A 15292-nucleotide genomic window follows, 5' to 3' on the forward strand; every position below is an offset into this window, starting at 1 on the left:
TAGACTGACTCGCGAAGTTAAGTTTTTTTTGTTAAAAAAACAATTACTCTAATGCCTTATTTAATAACTTTTGATCTATCTCTTTGGTATTTTTAACACCTAACTTTTTGAGATCCTCTGCCTTTCTTATTAAATTCCCCCTTCCCTCAGAAAAAGAACTCATAGCACTATCATATGCATTCTGTGCCTTATTCATATGATTTCCTATATCTGATAAATACTTCTGAAATGAGACGAACTTATCGTATAACTTACTGCCAGCATTCACAATCTTTTCTACATTATTCTTTTGATCTTCTTGCTTCCATATAAAAGCTACCGTTCTTAATGTAGCTATAAGTGTAGAGGTTGTCACCAATACTATATTTTTATTTATAGCCTCGTTAAAAATATTTTGTTGATCCTGTAAAGCTAATGAAAATGCTGGCTCTATAGGTATGAACATCAAGACATAATCAGGGGAATTTATTCCATACAAACCTTGGTAATTCTTACTCGAGAGATCTCTGATGTGATTTTTAATGCTCAATATGTGGAGAGCTAATTCTTTTCTTTTAGTTTCTTGGTCATCTGTCTCACAAAATCTAGAATAATTAGACAGTGATACTTTTGAATCTATAATTAGGTTTTTTCCCTCTGGCAAATCAACTATTACATCGGGCCTCAGCATTTTGCCTTCTTCATTTTTTATAGTGGGCTGTACAGAAAAATTGACATTTTTCTCCAAACCAGATTTCTCTAAAATACTCTCTAATTTCAATTCCCCCCAATCGCCCTGAACCTTACTATCTCCCTTGAGAGCATTAGCTAAATTTTTAGCATCATTACTCAACTGGTTATTGAGCCTACACAACTGATTTATCTCACTCTTTACAGATGCTCTATCCTTATTTTCACTGTCGTAATAATCCTTTAATCTCTTTTCAAAATCCTTGAAATTCTCTTTTAAAGGGTTCAATATACTATTTATTTGAGATGTGTTTTCTTCTTTAAATTTCTTAGTTCTGTCTTCCAAAACCTTATTGGCTAGGTTTTCAAATTCTAGCTTTATCTTTTTTTGAATTTCTTCTAAATCTTCTTTTTGTTTCTTTATATAATTCTCTTTGTATTCCAAAGCCGTCTCTTGAGATGCTATAGTCTTGTTCAAATCTATTATTTCTACATCTTTAGATTTTAAAGCCAGTTTGATATCTTCTATCTCTTGCAAAGAAATATCTAATCTCTCTTTTTCTATATTTTTAGAAAAAAATAATTTTCCCATAAATACACCTATAGCCATTCCAGCTATAAGGAACAATACTCCTTCCATAATTTAAAAATTTAAGACGCTAACTCCATTAGATAAGCACATATAACAGCAGCATAGGTCCCTATGAAATAACCTAAAACAGCTAACAAGACCCCTACAGGAGCCAAAGACGGATGAAACGCTGCTGCTAATATAGGAGCTGAACCAGCCCCTCCTATATTAGCCTGACTTCCTACGGCTAGATAAAAATAAGGCGCTTTTAAAAGTCTAGCCATCAATATCAATAAGGACGCATGTATAGATATCCAAACCATACCTACTAACAATAATCCTGGTTGGCTAAACATCTCTGTAATATCCATTTTCATTCCAATTACAGCCACCAATATGTAAATAAAAACATTACCTATTTTGGAAGCTCCATATCCCTGCATTTTTTTAGCCCTAGTAAAAGACAACAGCAATCCAATAGAAGTAGATATTAAAACCAACCAAAAAAACTCTGATGCAAGAGTGTTGTTTTTCATACCACTAAAGCTCTCAAGAATCCAATCTGTAATGGACTTAGACATATAGTGAGAAAAACTTATCACAAAAAATGCCAATCCCAATATCTTAATGTAATCACCTAAATTAGGTATCTTCTCTATACTCTTAGTATACGATTCTGTTCTTTCTTTTAAATCCTCTATAGATGACACATCAGCCTTAAGCCATCTATCTATCTTTTCTCTCTTGCCTATTCCTACTAATAACAGAGCCATCCATATACCTGATATTACTATGTCTACCAAAACCATAACCCCATACTTGTCAGGGTTGTATTTGAATATCTCTAACATACTAGCTTGATTAGCCCCTCCGCCTATCCAACTTCCAGCTATAGTAGACATACCTCTCCATACAGCATCATGACCTACTCCTCCTACAGTTTCAGGAGAAAAAAAAGAAATTATAAGAATAGATAAAGGACCTCCAATCAATATGCCCAATGTCCCTGTTAAAAACATAATTATAGGCTTAAAACCCAATTTGATAAGAGACTTAATATCTATACTCAAAGTCATCAAGAACAAAGCCGCAGGCAAAAAATAATTCTTAGATATTGTATATAAATTAGAGTGATCTTTGGATATTACTCCAAGGGAATTCAATATAGAGGGAATCAAATAACACATCAAAAGAGCAGGGACTACTCTGTAAAACTTTCTCAAATACTTGTTCTTACTACTGGAAGTATAAAATATTACTCCCAGAACCCCCATTATTATTCCAAATACAACTTTATCATCGTAGAAAATAGGTTCGCTCACTTTTGACGTATCTCTCTAGTTTATAAAAATAGTTGATAACTATTCTATTGTTAATATTTCAGATTATCATTTTAGTCCAGACTAAATAAATTACAGAGTTTAAAATCTTAACTTTCTGATTTCCCTGCTGGTTCTCCATATTTCAGAATCTTCTATCTCTTTGAGCTCTACCTCTAATTTCTCCCTATAATCCGCCATGCTGTTACAATCTATAGATCTTTGTGCTTCTTTGCCAGAGGTCACAGATTTGTACAACTCAGCAAATAGAGGTTTATTCACTTCTCTAAATCTCTTCCACCAATCTAAAGCCCCTCTCTGAGCAGTGGCAGAACAATTTGCATACATCCAATCCATGCCATTCTCTGCTATTAAAGGCATCAGACTCTGTGTCAGCTCTTCCACCGTTTCGTTGAAAGCCTCTGAAGGAGTGTGTCCATTTTCTCTCAACACTTCATATTGAGCTGTAAATAAACCCTGTACAGCACCCATTAAAGTGCCCCTTTCTCCAGTTAAATCACAAGTGACCTCCTTATCAAATGTAGTCTCAAATAAATACCCAGATCCAATCCCTATTGCTAGGGATAAGACCCTATCTCTAGCTTTTCCACTAGCGTCTTGATGTACAGCAAAACTTGAATTCAATGCTTTGCCCTCTGTAAACATCCTACGAAGACTAGTTCCAGAACCCTTTGGAGCAACCAAAAGCACATCTATATTATCGGGAGGTACAATGCCTGTCTTTTCATTGTAAGAAATGCCAAAACCATGAGAGAAATAAAGGGCCTTGCCCTCAGTTAAATAAGGTTTTATAATCGACCACATAGCTATCTGCGCCGCATCGGATATCAAATATTTTATTATAGTCCCTTTACTACAAGCTTGTTCAATCTCAAATAAAGTCTCCCCTGGAACCCATCCATCTCTTACAGCCTTATCCCAACTCTTAGAGTTTTTCCTCTGACCTATTATGACATCAATACCATTATCTCTTAAATTTAGTGACTGTGCTGATCCCTGAACCCCATAACCTATAATAGCTATAGTCTCATCTTTCAATACTGACTTTGCTCTTTCTAGATTAAACTCATCTCTTGTTATTACATTCTCTTGGACTCCTCCAAAATCTATTTTAGCCATTTTAATTTTATTACAGTTAATTTAACCAGTTTTTTCGTGCGCTAATATAACAAAATATAAACGAGGACCTTAGCTAAGTCTCATAATATTAAAAATGAGATTCTTAGACTAAAATCCTCAATGTTTTGATATGATATTTATGAAATACCTTAACTCAAATGAAAACAGATTCCAAGTGAATTATTAATATTAAAAAAAAACTAATTGTTCTATAAACAAAGGCCTTACTAAGAACCCCTTACGTATAAGACTTCTTTAACAGCTCTTATAAGATCGCTTGCATTTGGAATCCAAGCTTTAAATAAAGCACTAGAATAGGGAGCTGGAGTATCGGCTGTAGTCACTCTTTTTACAGGTGAATCCAAATAGTCAAAGGCCTCATCTTGAATTTTATAAGTTATTTCAGATGCTAAACAAGCCAATGGCCACGCTTCCTCTAGAACTACCAAACGATTAGTCTTTTTTATAGAATTTATTATACACTGATAATCCAAAGGCCTTACAGTCCTTAAATCTATAATCTCTATATCTATGCCCTCTTTACTCAGCTCTTCTGCCGCTATATAAGCTTCCTTTATTATTTTTCCAAAAGAAACTACTGTGACATCTTTACCAACCTTTTTTACTTCGGCAGATCCTATTGGGATGATATACTCTCCATCGGGTATTTCTCCCTTATCTCCATACATCTGCTCGGATTCCATGAAAATGACAGGATCGTCATCTCTTATCGCTGATTTTAATAATCCCTTAGCATCATAAGGATTAGAAGGAACAACAACCTTTAACCCAGGACAATTAGCATACCAACTTTCAAAAGCCTGAGAATGAGTAGCTGCTAACTGACCAGCTGATGCTGTAGGACCTCTAAAAACTATAGGTATATTAAACTGCCCTCCACTCATGTGTTTCATCTTGGCAGCATTATTAATAATTTGATCTATAGCTACTAGAGAAAAATTAAAAGTCATAAACTCTATAATAGGCCTGTTGCCATTCATTGAAGAACCAACACCTATACCAGAAAACCCTGCCTCAGAAATAGGAGTGTCTATAACCCTCTCTGGACCAAATTCATCTAACATTCCCTTAGAAGCTTTATAAGCTCCATTGTATTGTGCAACCTCCTCTCCCATCAAATAGATGCTCTTATCTCTTCGCATCTCTTCGCTCATGGCTTCAACGATTGCCTCTCTAAATTGAACTGTTCTCATTTTTTTCTGCTTAATTTTACTTAACCTTACCTTTAAAAAAAAATCACTTAGATAATTTTTCCATCTCTTTAACCTTTTCATGCTTTTCTAAAGCATAATAGATGTTTTTCAAAGTATTTATTACGCTTTTATTTTTTCCATCTATAGATAAAGCTTTTTCTAAATACCCCATGGCTTGTTTATATATCTCATTTTTTCTTTTCTTCAAGTCTTCATACCTCGCTTTATCTTTTGCAGAAAATCCCAAATTACTTATTTGATCATTTATACTTCTTTCAGAGGACAAAATTAAAGCAGATAAATTTATATAAGCATCTAAAAATTTATCATCTAAAGTTATAGACTCTTTATATGAATCAATAGCACTATTCCAAAAACCCCCTGTACTTTCTGAAATTGCAAGCAAATCACCACGGAGCCCTAATAACTCCTTTTCTGCTTTTTCTCTCTTAGCCCTTTGAGATTTGCGATACTTTGTTATTTCATTCTTCTTTGCAGATATACTGGTCTCTACTTTTTCTCTTTCAGATTCTTTATTTCTAAGCAGGTTAGCATATATAACTCCCATATTGAAATGTAAAACGGCATTTTTAGGATCATTTTTTACAGCATCTTTCATACTCTCTAAAAAAGCTGATTCATCACCTTTTTTTAGGTATATATTTCCTTTAGCTAGCAATAATTCCTGATCCTCAGCATATTCCTCTCTGCCTTTGTCCAAAAGTTTTAAAGCCTTATCATAAGATTCTTGTTTTTCGTACAATACAGCCAACTGAAGTATTATACCTTTCCTAAGGTCTGGAGCTCTATAGTCCCTAGGATCTTCAGCAGCCTTTAACCTAACCTGAACATCCCTATCTATTTTAGATTCAAAAACTACTTTCTCTCCATTTACAATGGCCTCATATAACATTTTATCTCCCCTATATCCTATATTATACAAGTGTTCATAATCTTTTATGGCTAAATCTGATAACTCTCCACTCAATGCGGATATCGCAGCGTTGTAATACATAGAAGTATCGGCTTTATTGACCATTGCAGAAGTCTCATAGGCCACTATAAAATTATCCCTAGATATTTTGAATTTTTTCTCATCATAAGTCTTTACAGCTTCTTGTCTTATCTCTAAATACATGTCCATAGCATCTGCTGAATTTACTTTTTCTGAAAGTAAATCTTTCACTTCCAAAACTTTTGGAGTAGTGTAATTACCTGACTCTATAGCTCTGTCTAAAGCCTCTTTATTCTCGAAAAAGAACATTTCTCCAGAAATGCTTTTTTTAGCTGAATAATTATTCCCTTTTTCGTATTCTAGCAAACTCTTATAGTTATTTAATGCCTCTCTCCAATTCTTATTTAAAGATTCTAGCTTGGCTCTGTTGTAATAATACCTCTGCATAGATTCATCTTCTATCTTCTCTGACTCTTTCACCCCTTCTGGACTTCTCAACTTAACTAGATAGGCATCTATTTTCTCCTTAGCCTTAGATAATTTCAACTCAGCTGAATCCTTGCCCGAGGGAGATTTAAGATCTTTTTCAGAATCTATTACCCCCTGTAAAGATACTTGAGAACCACAACCTATGAGAAATAAGATAATTGAAAGTGTTTTTAATGACTTCATTTTTAATGATTTTATTTTATATTTTCTTAAATTCTTTTATAGAGTATATAACTCTTTTATACCGCCTTTACACTGTTAAAAAGTTTCACAACCTCATAATGGGATACGGTCTTATCCTTAAAATAGTCTACAAAATAAACTTTTTCTTTATCTGTAGCTCCTAGCCTATTCAATATGTTTAAAAGGTGAACCTTCATATGCCCTTTTTGAATTCCAGTAGTTACCAGAGCTCTCAAAGCGGCAAAATTTTGCGCTAAACCCGCAACTGCTATAATACACATCAATTCTTTGGCATTTGGATTACCTAAAATCTTATGTGATAATTTTGCCATGGGATGTAAATCGGTTAAGCCTCCTACTGTGCCGACAGATATGGGCAAATCCAACCAAAAACGAAAAATGCCATTTTCTATACTTACATCACTGAGACTAGTATATTTTCCATTTCTAGAGGCATAGGAATGCCCACAAGCCTCTACAGCCCTAAAGTCATTTCCCGTAGCTATTACCACAGCATCTATACCGTTGAAGATTCCCTTGTTATGAGTAGTAGCTCTATAAGGCTCTGCTTTAGCTATTCTGACTGCTTTTACAAATTTATCTGCAAAATCAGATGATCCTATACTATCTGTCAACTCTTCTACTCTGCATTCTACATGAGCCCTAACAATACATTTTGGTGTATAATTAGACAATATTGACATTATTACCTCTAAGTCTTTTTCTTCAGAGGAAAAATGATCTGCTTGGGAGATGATATTTTTTAACTTCTCAGCAAATAGTTCTAAACAAGAATTTATAAAGTTAGCTCCCATAGAATCAACTGTTTGAAAAGTAGCTTCTATCTGAAAATAATTTTCTTCTTCTAAACTCTTGTCTATCAGATTGATATCCATAATTCCGCCACCTCTAGACCTCATGGCTTCTGTCAGATGTGAAACACTATCTAACAATTTCTCTTTTAATTCTAAACGAAAAAATTTTCTGAGCTTATCACCATCTCCTCTATAGATAAAATGAACATGGCCTATCTTTTCAGTAGAGAGAACCTCTGCCTTAAAACCTCCTTTGTCCAACCAGAAATTAGCGGTTTTAGATGCTGAAGCGACCACAGAACTCTCTTCTATTACCATAGGGATGGTATACAGCTTGTCGTTTATTAAAAAATTGGGGGCGATGCCAAAGGGCATATAGAAATTAGAAACTGTATTCTCAGAGAACTCATCGTACAATTTCTGAATATTTACATCACCGTACATGTGACTATTCAATACTTCCAAGTCTTTCTCAGAAGAATTTAAACACTCGGTATATAAGAAGTCTATCTTTTCAGACTTAGATAATTTTGAAAAACCCTTTGTGTGTTTTTTCATCTAAAAATATATGCCTATATGGTCATGATTTCTTCCCTCTTTTTCTCCAACCTATCATTAGAAATTTCTGTATACTTATCTGTCAAGATCTGTACTTTAGCTTCATAATCTTTTGCAATATCCTCTGATAAACCATCCACTTGCATTTGTTTTATCTGATTATTAGCTTCCTTTCTCGCATTTCTAATACTTATTTTAGATTCCTCTCCCTCAGATTTAGTCTGTTTTACCAAATTTAAACGTCTCTCTTCTGTTAACGGTGGTATATTTATAATTATCAACTCACCATTATTCATAGGACTAAAACCTAAATTTGAATTTATAATAGCTCGTTCTATATGTTCCAACATATTTTTTTCCCACGGCTGCACACTTATAGTCTTCCCATCAGGAGTGTTTATATTAGAAACCTGTGATATGGGTGTCATAGTGCCGTAATAATCGACCTCTACTCCATTTAACATAGCAGGACTAGCCTTCCCCGCACGTATTTTTAACAATTCTTTGTCTAGATGAGATATGGAACTCATCATCTGCTCCTCAGTCGAATCTAATATTAACTGTACTTCTTCAATCATAACTGATCTATTATCTTACTATTGTACCTATATTACCCCCCTCCACAACTTTTAAGAGATTACCCTTTTTATTCATGTCGAAAATTATAATTGGTAATTTATTCTCCTTGCTCAAAGTAAAAGCTGTCATATCCATTATCCTAAAATTTTTCGTTATAGCCTCCTCAAATGATATAGACTCTATCTTAGTGGCATCTGCATTTTTCTCTGGATCTGAAGTATATATTCCATCTACCCTAGTCCCCTTTAATATAACATCTGCATTTATCTCTATAGCTCTTAATATGGCTGCCGTATCCGTTGTGAAATAAGGATTCCCTGTGCCAGCTGCAAATATTACTACTCTTCCCTTTTCCAAATGCCTCACAGCTCTACGCTTTATAAAAGACTCTGCTATTCTATTCATTTCAATAGCTGTCTGAACTCGCGTTTTTACACCTAGATTCTCCAAAGAACTCTGCAAGGCTAAACTATTTATGACTGTAGCTAACATGCCCATATAATCTGCCTGCACTCTATCTATTTTAGCGTCATCTCCCATCACACCTCTGAATATATTCCCCCCTCCCATAACTACTGCAACGCTGACATTTTTATCCAAAACGCTTTTGATATCTAAAGAGTATTTTTCTAACACCTCACTAGATATACCATACTTTTGCTTGCCCATTAATGACTCTCCGCTGAGCTTGATAAGAATGCGCTTAAACTTCATTTTACGTTTTTATAATTTAACTCTAAAAATGCCACAGAGGTATGCTTTTGAAAAAAGCAAATAATGGCTTTCATACAAAAAAATGTTTACTCAAAAAACGTTCTTATAAGCACAAGTGCTGATTGAATAAAATTGAAAAATAGTGCTCTGGAATACTATCTAACTCAAAACTATAAGTGAAATTAGTATTCTTCTGTCCAAAAGAAATATTCCGCACGTATTTATATAAGTATTCATAATTCTCATTGGTTTTAGAAATATTTCCATACAGTGTTAGAACAACTATATCAAGATTAATGCCAGCTTGTTCATATACTAACAATACATAATAAATAAACTCCTCTGCACTTTTATATTCAAATGAATTATACAGCTTTAATTTTCCATCTCCAATTACAGAAATACACATACTATCTTCTTCCAAATACACGAAGACTCCATCGATTCTATTATCTCTAAATAGAGTTTCAATAAAAGAGGAGGATGGATGCGTCCAACTAATATCACTCCACCTTTTACCTAAAAGAGTTTTTATTTTTTGAGGGATAGTGTAAATAGCAACAGCATTTAAATTCTTCAAAGTTTGGGAAACTAAAACTTCTGTATCGGAAAAACCAAAATTTATACTAGCGTATTCATGGATTTGTTTTTCATTATACAACTCAGAGGGAACCAAAGTGAAATTCAAATTGCTAAAACCAGCCGTTACTTTAACAAAAGTGTTTTTAAACAAATCATTTTGCTCAAATATTTCATTCACATCACTGACTTGTAAAGTGCCAGTACTCGTGTACTCATATACAGCTAACATCCTGTGTATCAAATGATTATATATGCAAAAACAAAGCCCTCCAGATTTTAACTGTATAGATAAGCCTAAGTTACCTCTTAAAGTATCTAAAGACTTATCCCTGTTTTTTGTTTTTAAAGTCAGACTCATAAGTTTTTGGCCAATTACCAGCGGTAGTAGCCTTCTGTAAACTCCCTACTTGTAAGTATTTACCTTTTACATCTACAGCTTCTTCTTCCGACCTTATAAGATTCATATCTAGGCCTTCTAAAACTAATCTCTTTTGTACTTTAACCTCAAAGACAGGAACTGTAATCATATTCTTCCTTATTTTGGAAGCCTCCATTTCGAATACATGTAATTCGTCAGTTCCTGGAACGTATTTCATCTTCTTGTAAATATCAGTCCCCTCAAAAAGACGATCCTTGACAAGCTCATAACCTATTGTATCTACAATAACCTCTTCTACTAACTTATCCATACGATATAGTTTATCGTATTTCATATAACTGGTATCTTTTTTCTCTATAAGTACAAATTGAGCGGTGTCTACAAATGATGTTAACTCATCAAAATCTGAAGAGTAACGACCATTTATCTCTTTAAAAGCTTCCTGAGAATCTCTAATCATCTTTAGATTATCTATGACCTTTTCATATCTCAAAGACTTCTCCCTACTAAAATCTATAGGGGACATTATACTGACATAATTGATGTATACTAAAAATGAGATAACTCCCCAAAGTAACGTAGTTATTATAATTCTATTCTTCATAATTTTTTAAATGAAATAAAAGCTGTTTACAAGGAAAACAAATTTAAACTTTTTTAAAAGCTGATCCCAAAGAAAGCATTTTTTCACCGAATCAAAGCTTATCTATCAACAAAAAAACACGAGAACAGATTATTAATTACGATATAATTAATCGACAAAAAGCTACGAGTAACTAAGCTAACATGTTTATAGGGTTTTCTAACATCTTTTTAAATGTCTGTAAAAACAGAGCTCCAACCATTCCGTCAATAGTCCTATGGTCACAAGCTAAAGTTATTTTCATTGTATTTCCTACAGTTACCTGTCCATTTTTCACTACTGGCTTTTGTATTATGGCCCCCACAGACATAATTGCTGAATCAGGCTGATTTATAATAGAAGTAAAACTCTCTATTCCCAACATTCCTAAATTAGATATGGTGAAAGTGCTACCTTCCCAATCAGCAGGCAATAATTTTTTATCCCTAGCCCTCTTAGAGAGATCTTTTATCTCATGAGATATCTGAGATATAGATTTAGTATTGGCGTATCTAACAACTGGAACTAACAGCCCTCCATCTATTGCTATTGCTACACCTATATTGATATGTTTATTATATCGTATTTTGTCTGTCCCTACCATATTGGTATTAACCTCTGGATGTTTGGCCAAGGCCATAGATGCTGCCTTGACAATTATATCGTTAAAGGAAACCTTAGTTTCAACTGACTCGTTTATAGATTTTCTAGCTGTAATAGCATTACCCATATCTATCTCTACTGTGAGATAATAATGAGGAGCTGTAAATTTAGATTCTGATAACCTATTAGCTATGACTTTACGCATTGGAGAAATATCTGTCTCAGTAAAAGCCTCTTGATTATGAGAGGCTGAACCTGTATCAATAGCACTTTCTCCCTTGAAATTATCGATATCTCTTTTGATAATTCTGCCAAAATCTCCTGTTCCAGTTATCTTAGTTATATCCATCCCCTTGTCCATAGCCATCTTTTTAGCTATAGGAGATATTCTTAATCTACCATCATCTCTAGTATTAATACCTCTGACATCTACAGCACTTTTTTCTTCATTTTTTTCTGCACTTTTCTTCTCATCTGTAGATTCTGTTTTGACTGAATCTGAATCAGATTTATCAGTCTTATTACTGTCGGTAGACTCAGTTTTATATTTCTCTACTATAGAAGAAATATCGGTTCCTTCTTCTCCAAGAATAGCCAATAGACTATCTACTTTCGCAGATTCACCTTCTTTAATACCTATATATAGAAGGGTTCCCTCTTGGAAAGATTCGAACTCCATAGTAGCCTTGTCTGTCTCTATATCGGCTAGTATATCTCCTTCAGATACTTTATCCCCTATTTTTTTATACCACCTAGACACAACACCCTCAGTCATAGTGTCGCTTAAACGAGGCATAGTTACTATTTCTGTCATTTTATTACTGTGTTTTTTTAAGTTAAAAAGGGATAATCCTTTTGTTCGTATACGTAATCGTAGAGCTTAGACGAATCTGGAAAATTAGACTTTTCAGCAAAGTCCACACATTCCGATACAATACCTTTTACTTTTTCTTGTATGCTTTCTATATCCTTATCAGACGCGTATTTTTTTGTCTTTATAACTTCCAAGACCTGATTAATAGGATCTATCTTTTGATACTCAATCAATTCTTCCTTTGTCCTATAATGTTGAGCATCTGACATAGAGTGACCCTTATAACGATAAGTTTTAGCCTCTATCAGACTAGGCCCCTGTCCTTTTCTAGCCCTATCTACAGCTTTAAAAATAACTTCAGCTACTTTAACAGGATTCATCCCATCTGCCTGTTGGGAAGGCATCTCATAACCCAATCCTAATTTATATAAATCTACATGATTAGCAGTTCTAGAAACCGAAGTCCCCATGGCGTATTGATTGTTTTCTATTATAAAAACAACTGGCAATTTCCAATTCATAGCCATGTTCAAAGTTTCGTGAAAAGTCCCTTGCCTTACAGCTCCATCTCCCATATAAGTCAGAGTCACAGCCTCTCTATTAAAATATTTATCGGCAAAAGCTAAACCAGCCCCTAGAGGTATTTGCCCTCCTACTATTCCATGACCTCCATAAAATCTGTACTCTTTAGAAAAAATATGCATAGAGCCACCTTGTCCCTTGGAAGTTCCAGTCTCCTTACCGAAGAGCTCTGCCATAACCATACGAGGATCTACTCCCATCCCAATAGGATGAACATGATTCCTATATGCACTAATCATCTTATCTTTGGTCAGATCTATAGCGTGTAGCGAACCTGCTAACACAGCTTCTTGCCCATTGTATAGATGTAAAAAACCTCTTATTTTCTGCTGAATGTACAGCGCAGAACACTTATCTTCGAACTTACGCCATAAAAGCATATTCTCATACCATTTTAAATAGGTCTCTTTCGTTATTTTATCCATTAATATGCTATAATAATTTCTTAAAATTTCTCACAAAAATACTATTTTATTCTTTCTGTAAAAGAGAACAAATATTTATCTTAAATATCTATTTAGAAGATACTTTTGTCCAAACTATAACTATTACGGTTAAAAGTATGATATTAGAAAACATCTCTCTAAAAAAATATAATACATTCGGCGTAGATATCACAGCCAAATGCTTCTTAGAAATAAAATGTGAAGAGCAATTGAGAGAAGTATTATTACAAAATGACAAACCAAAATTCGTTTTAGGAGGAGGAAGTAATATTTTATTCACAAAAAATCTAGATAGGCTAGTATTACGTATTTCTAATAAGGGTAAAAAAATTTTAAAAGAAGATAGAGATAGCATTTTAGTAAAAGTAGAATCTGGAGAAATATGGAGTGACTTTGTCGTTTGGTGTATCAATAACGACCTTGGAGGTTTGGAAAATTTGTCATCGATTCCAGGGAATGTAGGTTCTGCACCTATACAGAACATAGGAGCTTACGGTGTAGAAGTAAAAAATTATATAGAGAATTTAGAAGCTATAGAGATCGCTACTGGCAAAAAAAAGGTTTTCTCCAACACAGAATGTGAGTTCGGCTATAGAGATTCTATCTTCAAACAAAGAGCTAAAAACAATTACGTCATAATATCGGTAACCTTCAAGTTGACAAAAAAATCACATACTATAAAATCCTCTTATGGAGATATAAAATGTGAATTACAAAATAAAAAAATTGAAAATCCATCTATAAAAGACATCAGTGAGATAGTCACAGCCATTAGGAAAAGAAAACTTCCTGACCCTTTAAAAATAGGTAATGGAGGCAGCTTTTTTAAAAATGCTACTATACCCAAATCACATTTTAACCATCTAAAGGAATCTTATCCCAAAATCCCTAATTACCCCGACGATAATAATAATCTAGTAAAGATATCTTCAGCTTGGCTAATAGAACAATGTGGGTTTAAAGGTCACAGAATTGGAGATGCAGGTGTCTCTTGTAATCAAGCACTTATCTTGGTCAACTACGGGAATGCCTCTGGCGGTGAAATCCTATCCCTAGCTAATGATATAAGACAAAGTGTCCAAACCAAGTTTAATATCAATCTAGAAACAGAGGTGAATATAATAACTTAAAATACCATACTTTTACCTTGTAAGTGTCTTAAATATTAGGCGAGTGAAGAAAAACAATAAATCCAATAAACACAGTAAATCTAGTCTATATGAATACAGAATTTATGAAGGGATAAATACCGATACTCTCTGTGATAAATGCCATGAAATAGAAAATGCCATTCCCGATGATGTGCTAAACAGACTGTTTTGCAAATCTTCTGAAAAAATGGATGAAATACCTGATTCTTCCATTCACATTGTAATTACTTCGCCTCCTTATAACGTGGGGAAAGAATACGACAATAATCTCTCTCTAGAAGAATACCTGATTTTTTTGAAAAATGTCTTTAATGAGACTTACAGAGTTTTAGTAAATGGAGGCAGAGCCTGTATTAATGTTGCCAATCTGGGGAGAAAGCCATATATCCCCATATCAGATTATATATCTAAAATAATGATAGATATAGGCTTTAATATGAGAGGTGAAATTATATGGAATAAATCTCTTAGCACTGGGCCTTCTTCTGCTTGGGGCAGTTGGATGTCAGCTTCTAATCCCACTTTGAGAGACACACACGAATATATATTGATATTTTCCAAAGGCTCGTATAAAAGAGTTGTGAATGATAAAAATCACAAATACTCCACCATCAAAAGAGAAGACTTTATGGACTTTACCAAATCCATTTGGAATATGAAGTCAGAGAGCGCAAAGAGAGTAGGTCATCCCGCTCCCTTTCCACTAGAGCTCCCAAAAAGACTTATAGAATTGTATTCGTTTGCTAACGACGTAGTTTTAGATCCGTTTATAGGCAGTGGCACTTCAGCTCTGGCAGCTCTGAAATTAAACAGAAACTACATAGGGTACGACACCAAACAAGAGTATATAAGCATATGCGAAAATCGTATCTCAGAATACACAAAATCTATACTCAAACACTAGGGA

General features: G+C 34.1%; 14 protein-coding genes. 2 read left to right on the plus strand and 12 right to left on the minus strand.

Annotated elements, in window-relative coordinates:
- Nucleotides 1-43: 43 nt before the first annotated feature.
- The 12 genes from rmuC to pdhA all read right to left on the minus strand — a co-directional run bounded on the left by rmuC (nucleotide 44) and on the right by pdhA (nucleotide 13213).
- Nucleotides 44-1309, minus strand: coding sequence for a DNA recombination protein RmuC (gene rmuC, locus JBKA6_RS01565; protein ID WP_096685206.1), 1266 nt, complete (start codon nucleotides 1307-1309; stop codon nucleotides 44-46).
- A gap of 11 nt (nucleotides 1310-1320) precedes the next feature.
- Entirely contained in the window at nucleotides 1321-2514 is a 1194-nt protein-coding gene (locus JBKA6_RS01570; protein WP_096687323.1) for a DUF819 family protein, read from the minus strand.
- A gap of 147 nt (nucleotides 2515-2661) precedes the next feature.
- The gene (ilvC, locus tag JBKA6_RS01575) at nucleotides 2662-3699 is read right to left on the minus strand and encodes a ketol-acid reductoisomerase (RefSeq protein WP_096685208.1); all 1038 of its coding nucleotides are present in this window, start codon (nucleotides 3697-3699) and stop codon (nucleotides 2662-2664) included.
- A gap of 227 nt (nucleotides 3700-3926) precedes the next feature.
- The gene (locus tag JBKA6_RS01580; protein WP_096687324.1) at nucleotides 3927-4913 is read right to left on the minus strand and encodes a pyruvate dehydrogenase complex E1 component subunit beta; all 987 of its coding nucleotides are present in this window, start codon (nucleotides 4911-4913) and stop codon (nucleotides 3927-3929) included.
- Between the two features lie 43 nt (nucleotides 4914-4956).
- Nucleotides 4957-6540 (minus strand): tetratricopeptide repeat protein, encoded by a 1584-nt coding sequence (locus JBKA6_RS01585; protein ID WP_096685210.1) that lies wholly within the window; start codon nucleotides 6538-6540, stop codon nucleotides 4957-4959.
- Nucleotides 6541-6596: 56 nt separating this feature from the next.
- Complete coding sequence (locus tag JBKA6_RS01590) at nucleotides 6597-7913, minus strand: hydroxymethylglutaryl-CoA reductase, degradative (RefSeq protein ID WP_096685212.1); 1317 nt, start codon at nucleotides 7911-7913, stop codon at nucleotides 6597-6599.
- Between the two features lie 14 nt (nucleotides 7914-7927).
- Nucleotides 7928-8491 (minus strand): ribosome recycling factor, encoded by a 564-nt coding sequence (frr, locus tag JBKA6_RS01595; RefSeq protein ID WP_096685214.1) that lies wholly within the window; start codon nucleotides 8489-8491, stop codon nucleotides 7928-7930.
- A 10-nt stretch (nucleotides 8492-8501) separates the two neighbouring features.
- Complete coding sequence (pyrH, locus tag JBKA6_RS01600; RefSeq protein ID WP_096685216.1) at nucleotides 8502-9206, minus strand: UMP kinase; 705 nt, start codon at nucleotides 9204-9206, stop codon at nucleotides 8502-8504.
- A gap of 103 nt (nucleotides 9207-9309) precedes the next feature.
- A complete protein-coding gene (locus tag JBKA6_RS01605) occupies nucleotides 9310-10146 on the minus strand; it encodes a DUF3822 family protein (RefSeq protein WP_096685218.1) in 837 nt (278 codons plus the stop codon).
- Complete coding sequence (locus JBKA6_RS01610) at nucleotides 10112-10771, minus strand: hypothetical protein (RefSeq protein ID WP_096685220.1); 660 nt, start codon at nucleotides 10769-10771, stop codon at nucleotides 10112-10114. The genes JBKA6_RS01605 and JBKA6_RS01610 overlap by 35 nt, the downstream gene beginning before the upstream one ends.
- Before the next feature lie 172 nt (nucleotides 10772-10943).
- Nucleotides 10944-12206: a dihydrolipoamide acetyltransferase family protein gene (locus tag JBKA6_RS01615; RefSeq protein WP_096685222.1), complete on the minus strand. Its 1263-nt coding sequence runs from the start codon at nucleotides 12204-12206 to the stop codon at nucleotides 10944-10946.
- Between the two features lie 17 nt (nucleotides 12207-12223).
- Nucleotides 12224-13213: a pyruvate dehydrogenase (acetyl-transferring) E1 component subunit alpha gene (gene pdhA, locus JBKA6_RS01620; RefSeq protein ID WP_096685224.1), complete on the minus strand. Its 990-nt coding sequence runs from the start codon at nucleotides 13211-13213 to the stop codon at nucleotides 12224-12226.
- Nucleotides 13214-13335: 122 nt separating this feature from the next.
- On the opposite strand from pdhA, the gene murB reads away from it, so the two are divergent.
- On the plus strand, nucleotides 13336-14364 hold the full coding sequence (gene murB / locus JBKA6_RS01625; protein ID WP_262490694.1) for a UDP-N-acetylmuramate dehydrogenase: 1029 nt from the start codon (nucleotides 13336-13338) through the stop codon (nucleotides 14362-14364).
- A 43-nt stretch (nucleotides 14365-14407) separates the two neighbouring features.
- Nucleotides 14408-15289, plus strand: a complete 882-nt coding sequence (locus JBKA6_RS01630; RefSeq protein ID WP_197703106.1) for a DNA-methyltransferase — start codon at nucleotides 14408-14410, stop codon at nucleotides 15287-15289.
- Nucleotides 15290-15292: the final 3 nt, after the last annotated feature.

It is taken from the genome of Ichthyobacterium seriolicida (assembly GCF_002369955.1).
Lineage (GTDB): Bacteria > Bacteroidota > Bacteroidia > Flavobacteriales > Ichthyobacteriaceae > Ichthyobacterium > Ichthyobacterium seriolicida.

Coding starts and splice junctions, on each gene's coding strand:
- pyrH (WP_096685216.1), bottom strand. CDS start 9,206: ATGAAGTTTAAGCGCATTCTTATCAAGCTCAGCGGAGAGTCATTAATG.
- JBKA6_RS01615 (WP_096685222.1), bottom strand. CDS start 12,206: ATGACAGAAATAGTAACTATGCCTCGTTTAAGCGACACTATGACTGAG.
- JBKA6_RS01585 (WP_096685210.1), bottom strand. CDS start 6,540: ATGAAGTCATTAAAAACACTTTCAATTATCTTATTTCTCATAGGTTGT.
- pdhA (WP_096685224.1), bottom strand. CDS start 13,213: ATGGATAAAATAACGAAAGAGACCTATTTAAAATGGTATGAGAATATG.
- rmuC (WP_096685206.1), bottom strand. CDS start 1,309: ATGGAAGGAGTATTGTTCCTTATAGCTGGAATGGCTATAGGTGTATTT.
- JBKA6_RS01610 (WP_096685220.1), bottom strand. CDS start 10,771: ATGAAGAATAGAATTATAATAACTACGTTACTTTGGGGAGTTATCTCA.
- ilvC (WP_096685208.1), bottom strand. CDS start 3,699: ATGGCTAAAATAGATTTTGGAGGAGTCCAAGAGAATGTAATAACAAGA.
- JBKA6_RS01570 (WP_096687323.1), bottom strand. CDS start 2,514: ATGGGGGTTCTGGGAGTAATATTTTATACTTCCAGTAGTAAGAACAAG.
- JBKA6_RS01590 (WP_096685212.1), bottom strand. CDS start 7,913: ATGAAAAAACACACAAAGGGTTTTTCAAAATTATCTAAGTCTGAAAAG.
- JBKA6_RS01580 (WP_096687324.1), bottom strand. CDS start 4,913: ATGAGAACAGTTCAATTTAGAGAGGCAATCGTTGAAGCCATGAGCGAA.
- frr (WP_096685214.1), bottom strand. CDS start 8,491: ATGATTGAAGAAGTACAGTTAATATTAGATTCGACTGAGGAGCAGATG.
- JBKA6_RS01605 (WP_096685218.1), bottom strand. CDS start 10,146: ATGAGTCTGACTTTAAAAACAAAAAACAGGGATAAGTCTTTAGATACT.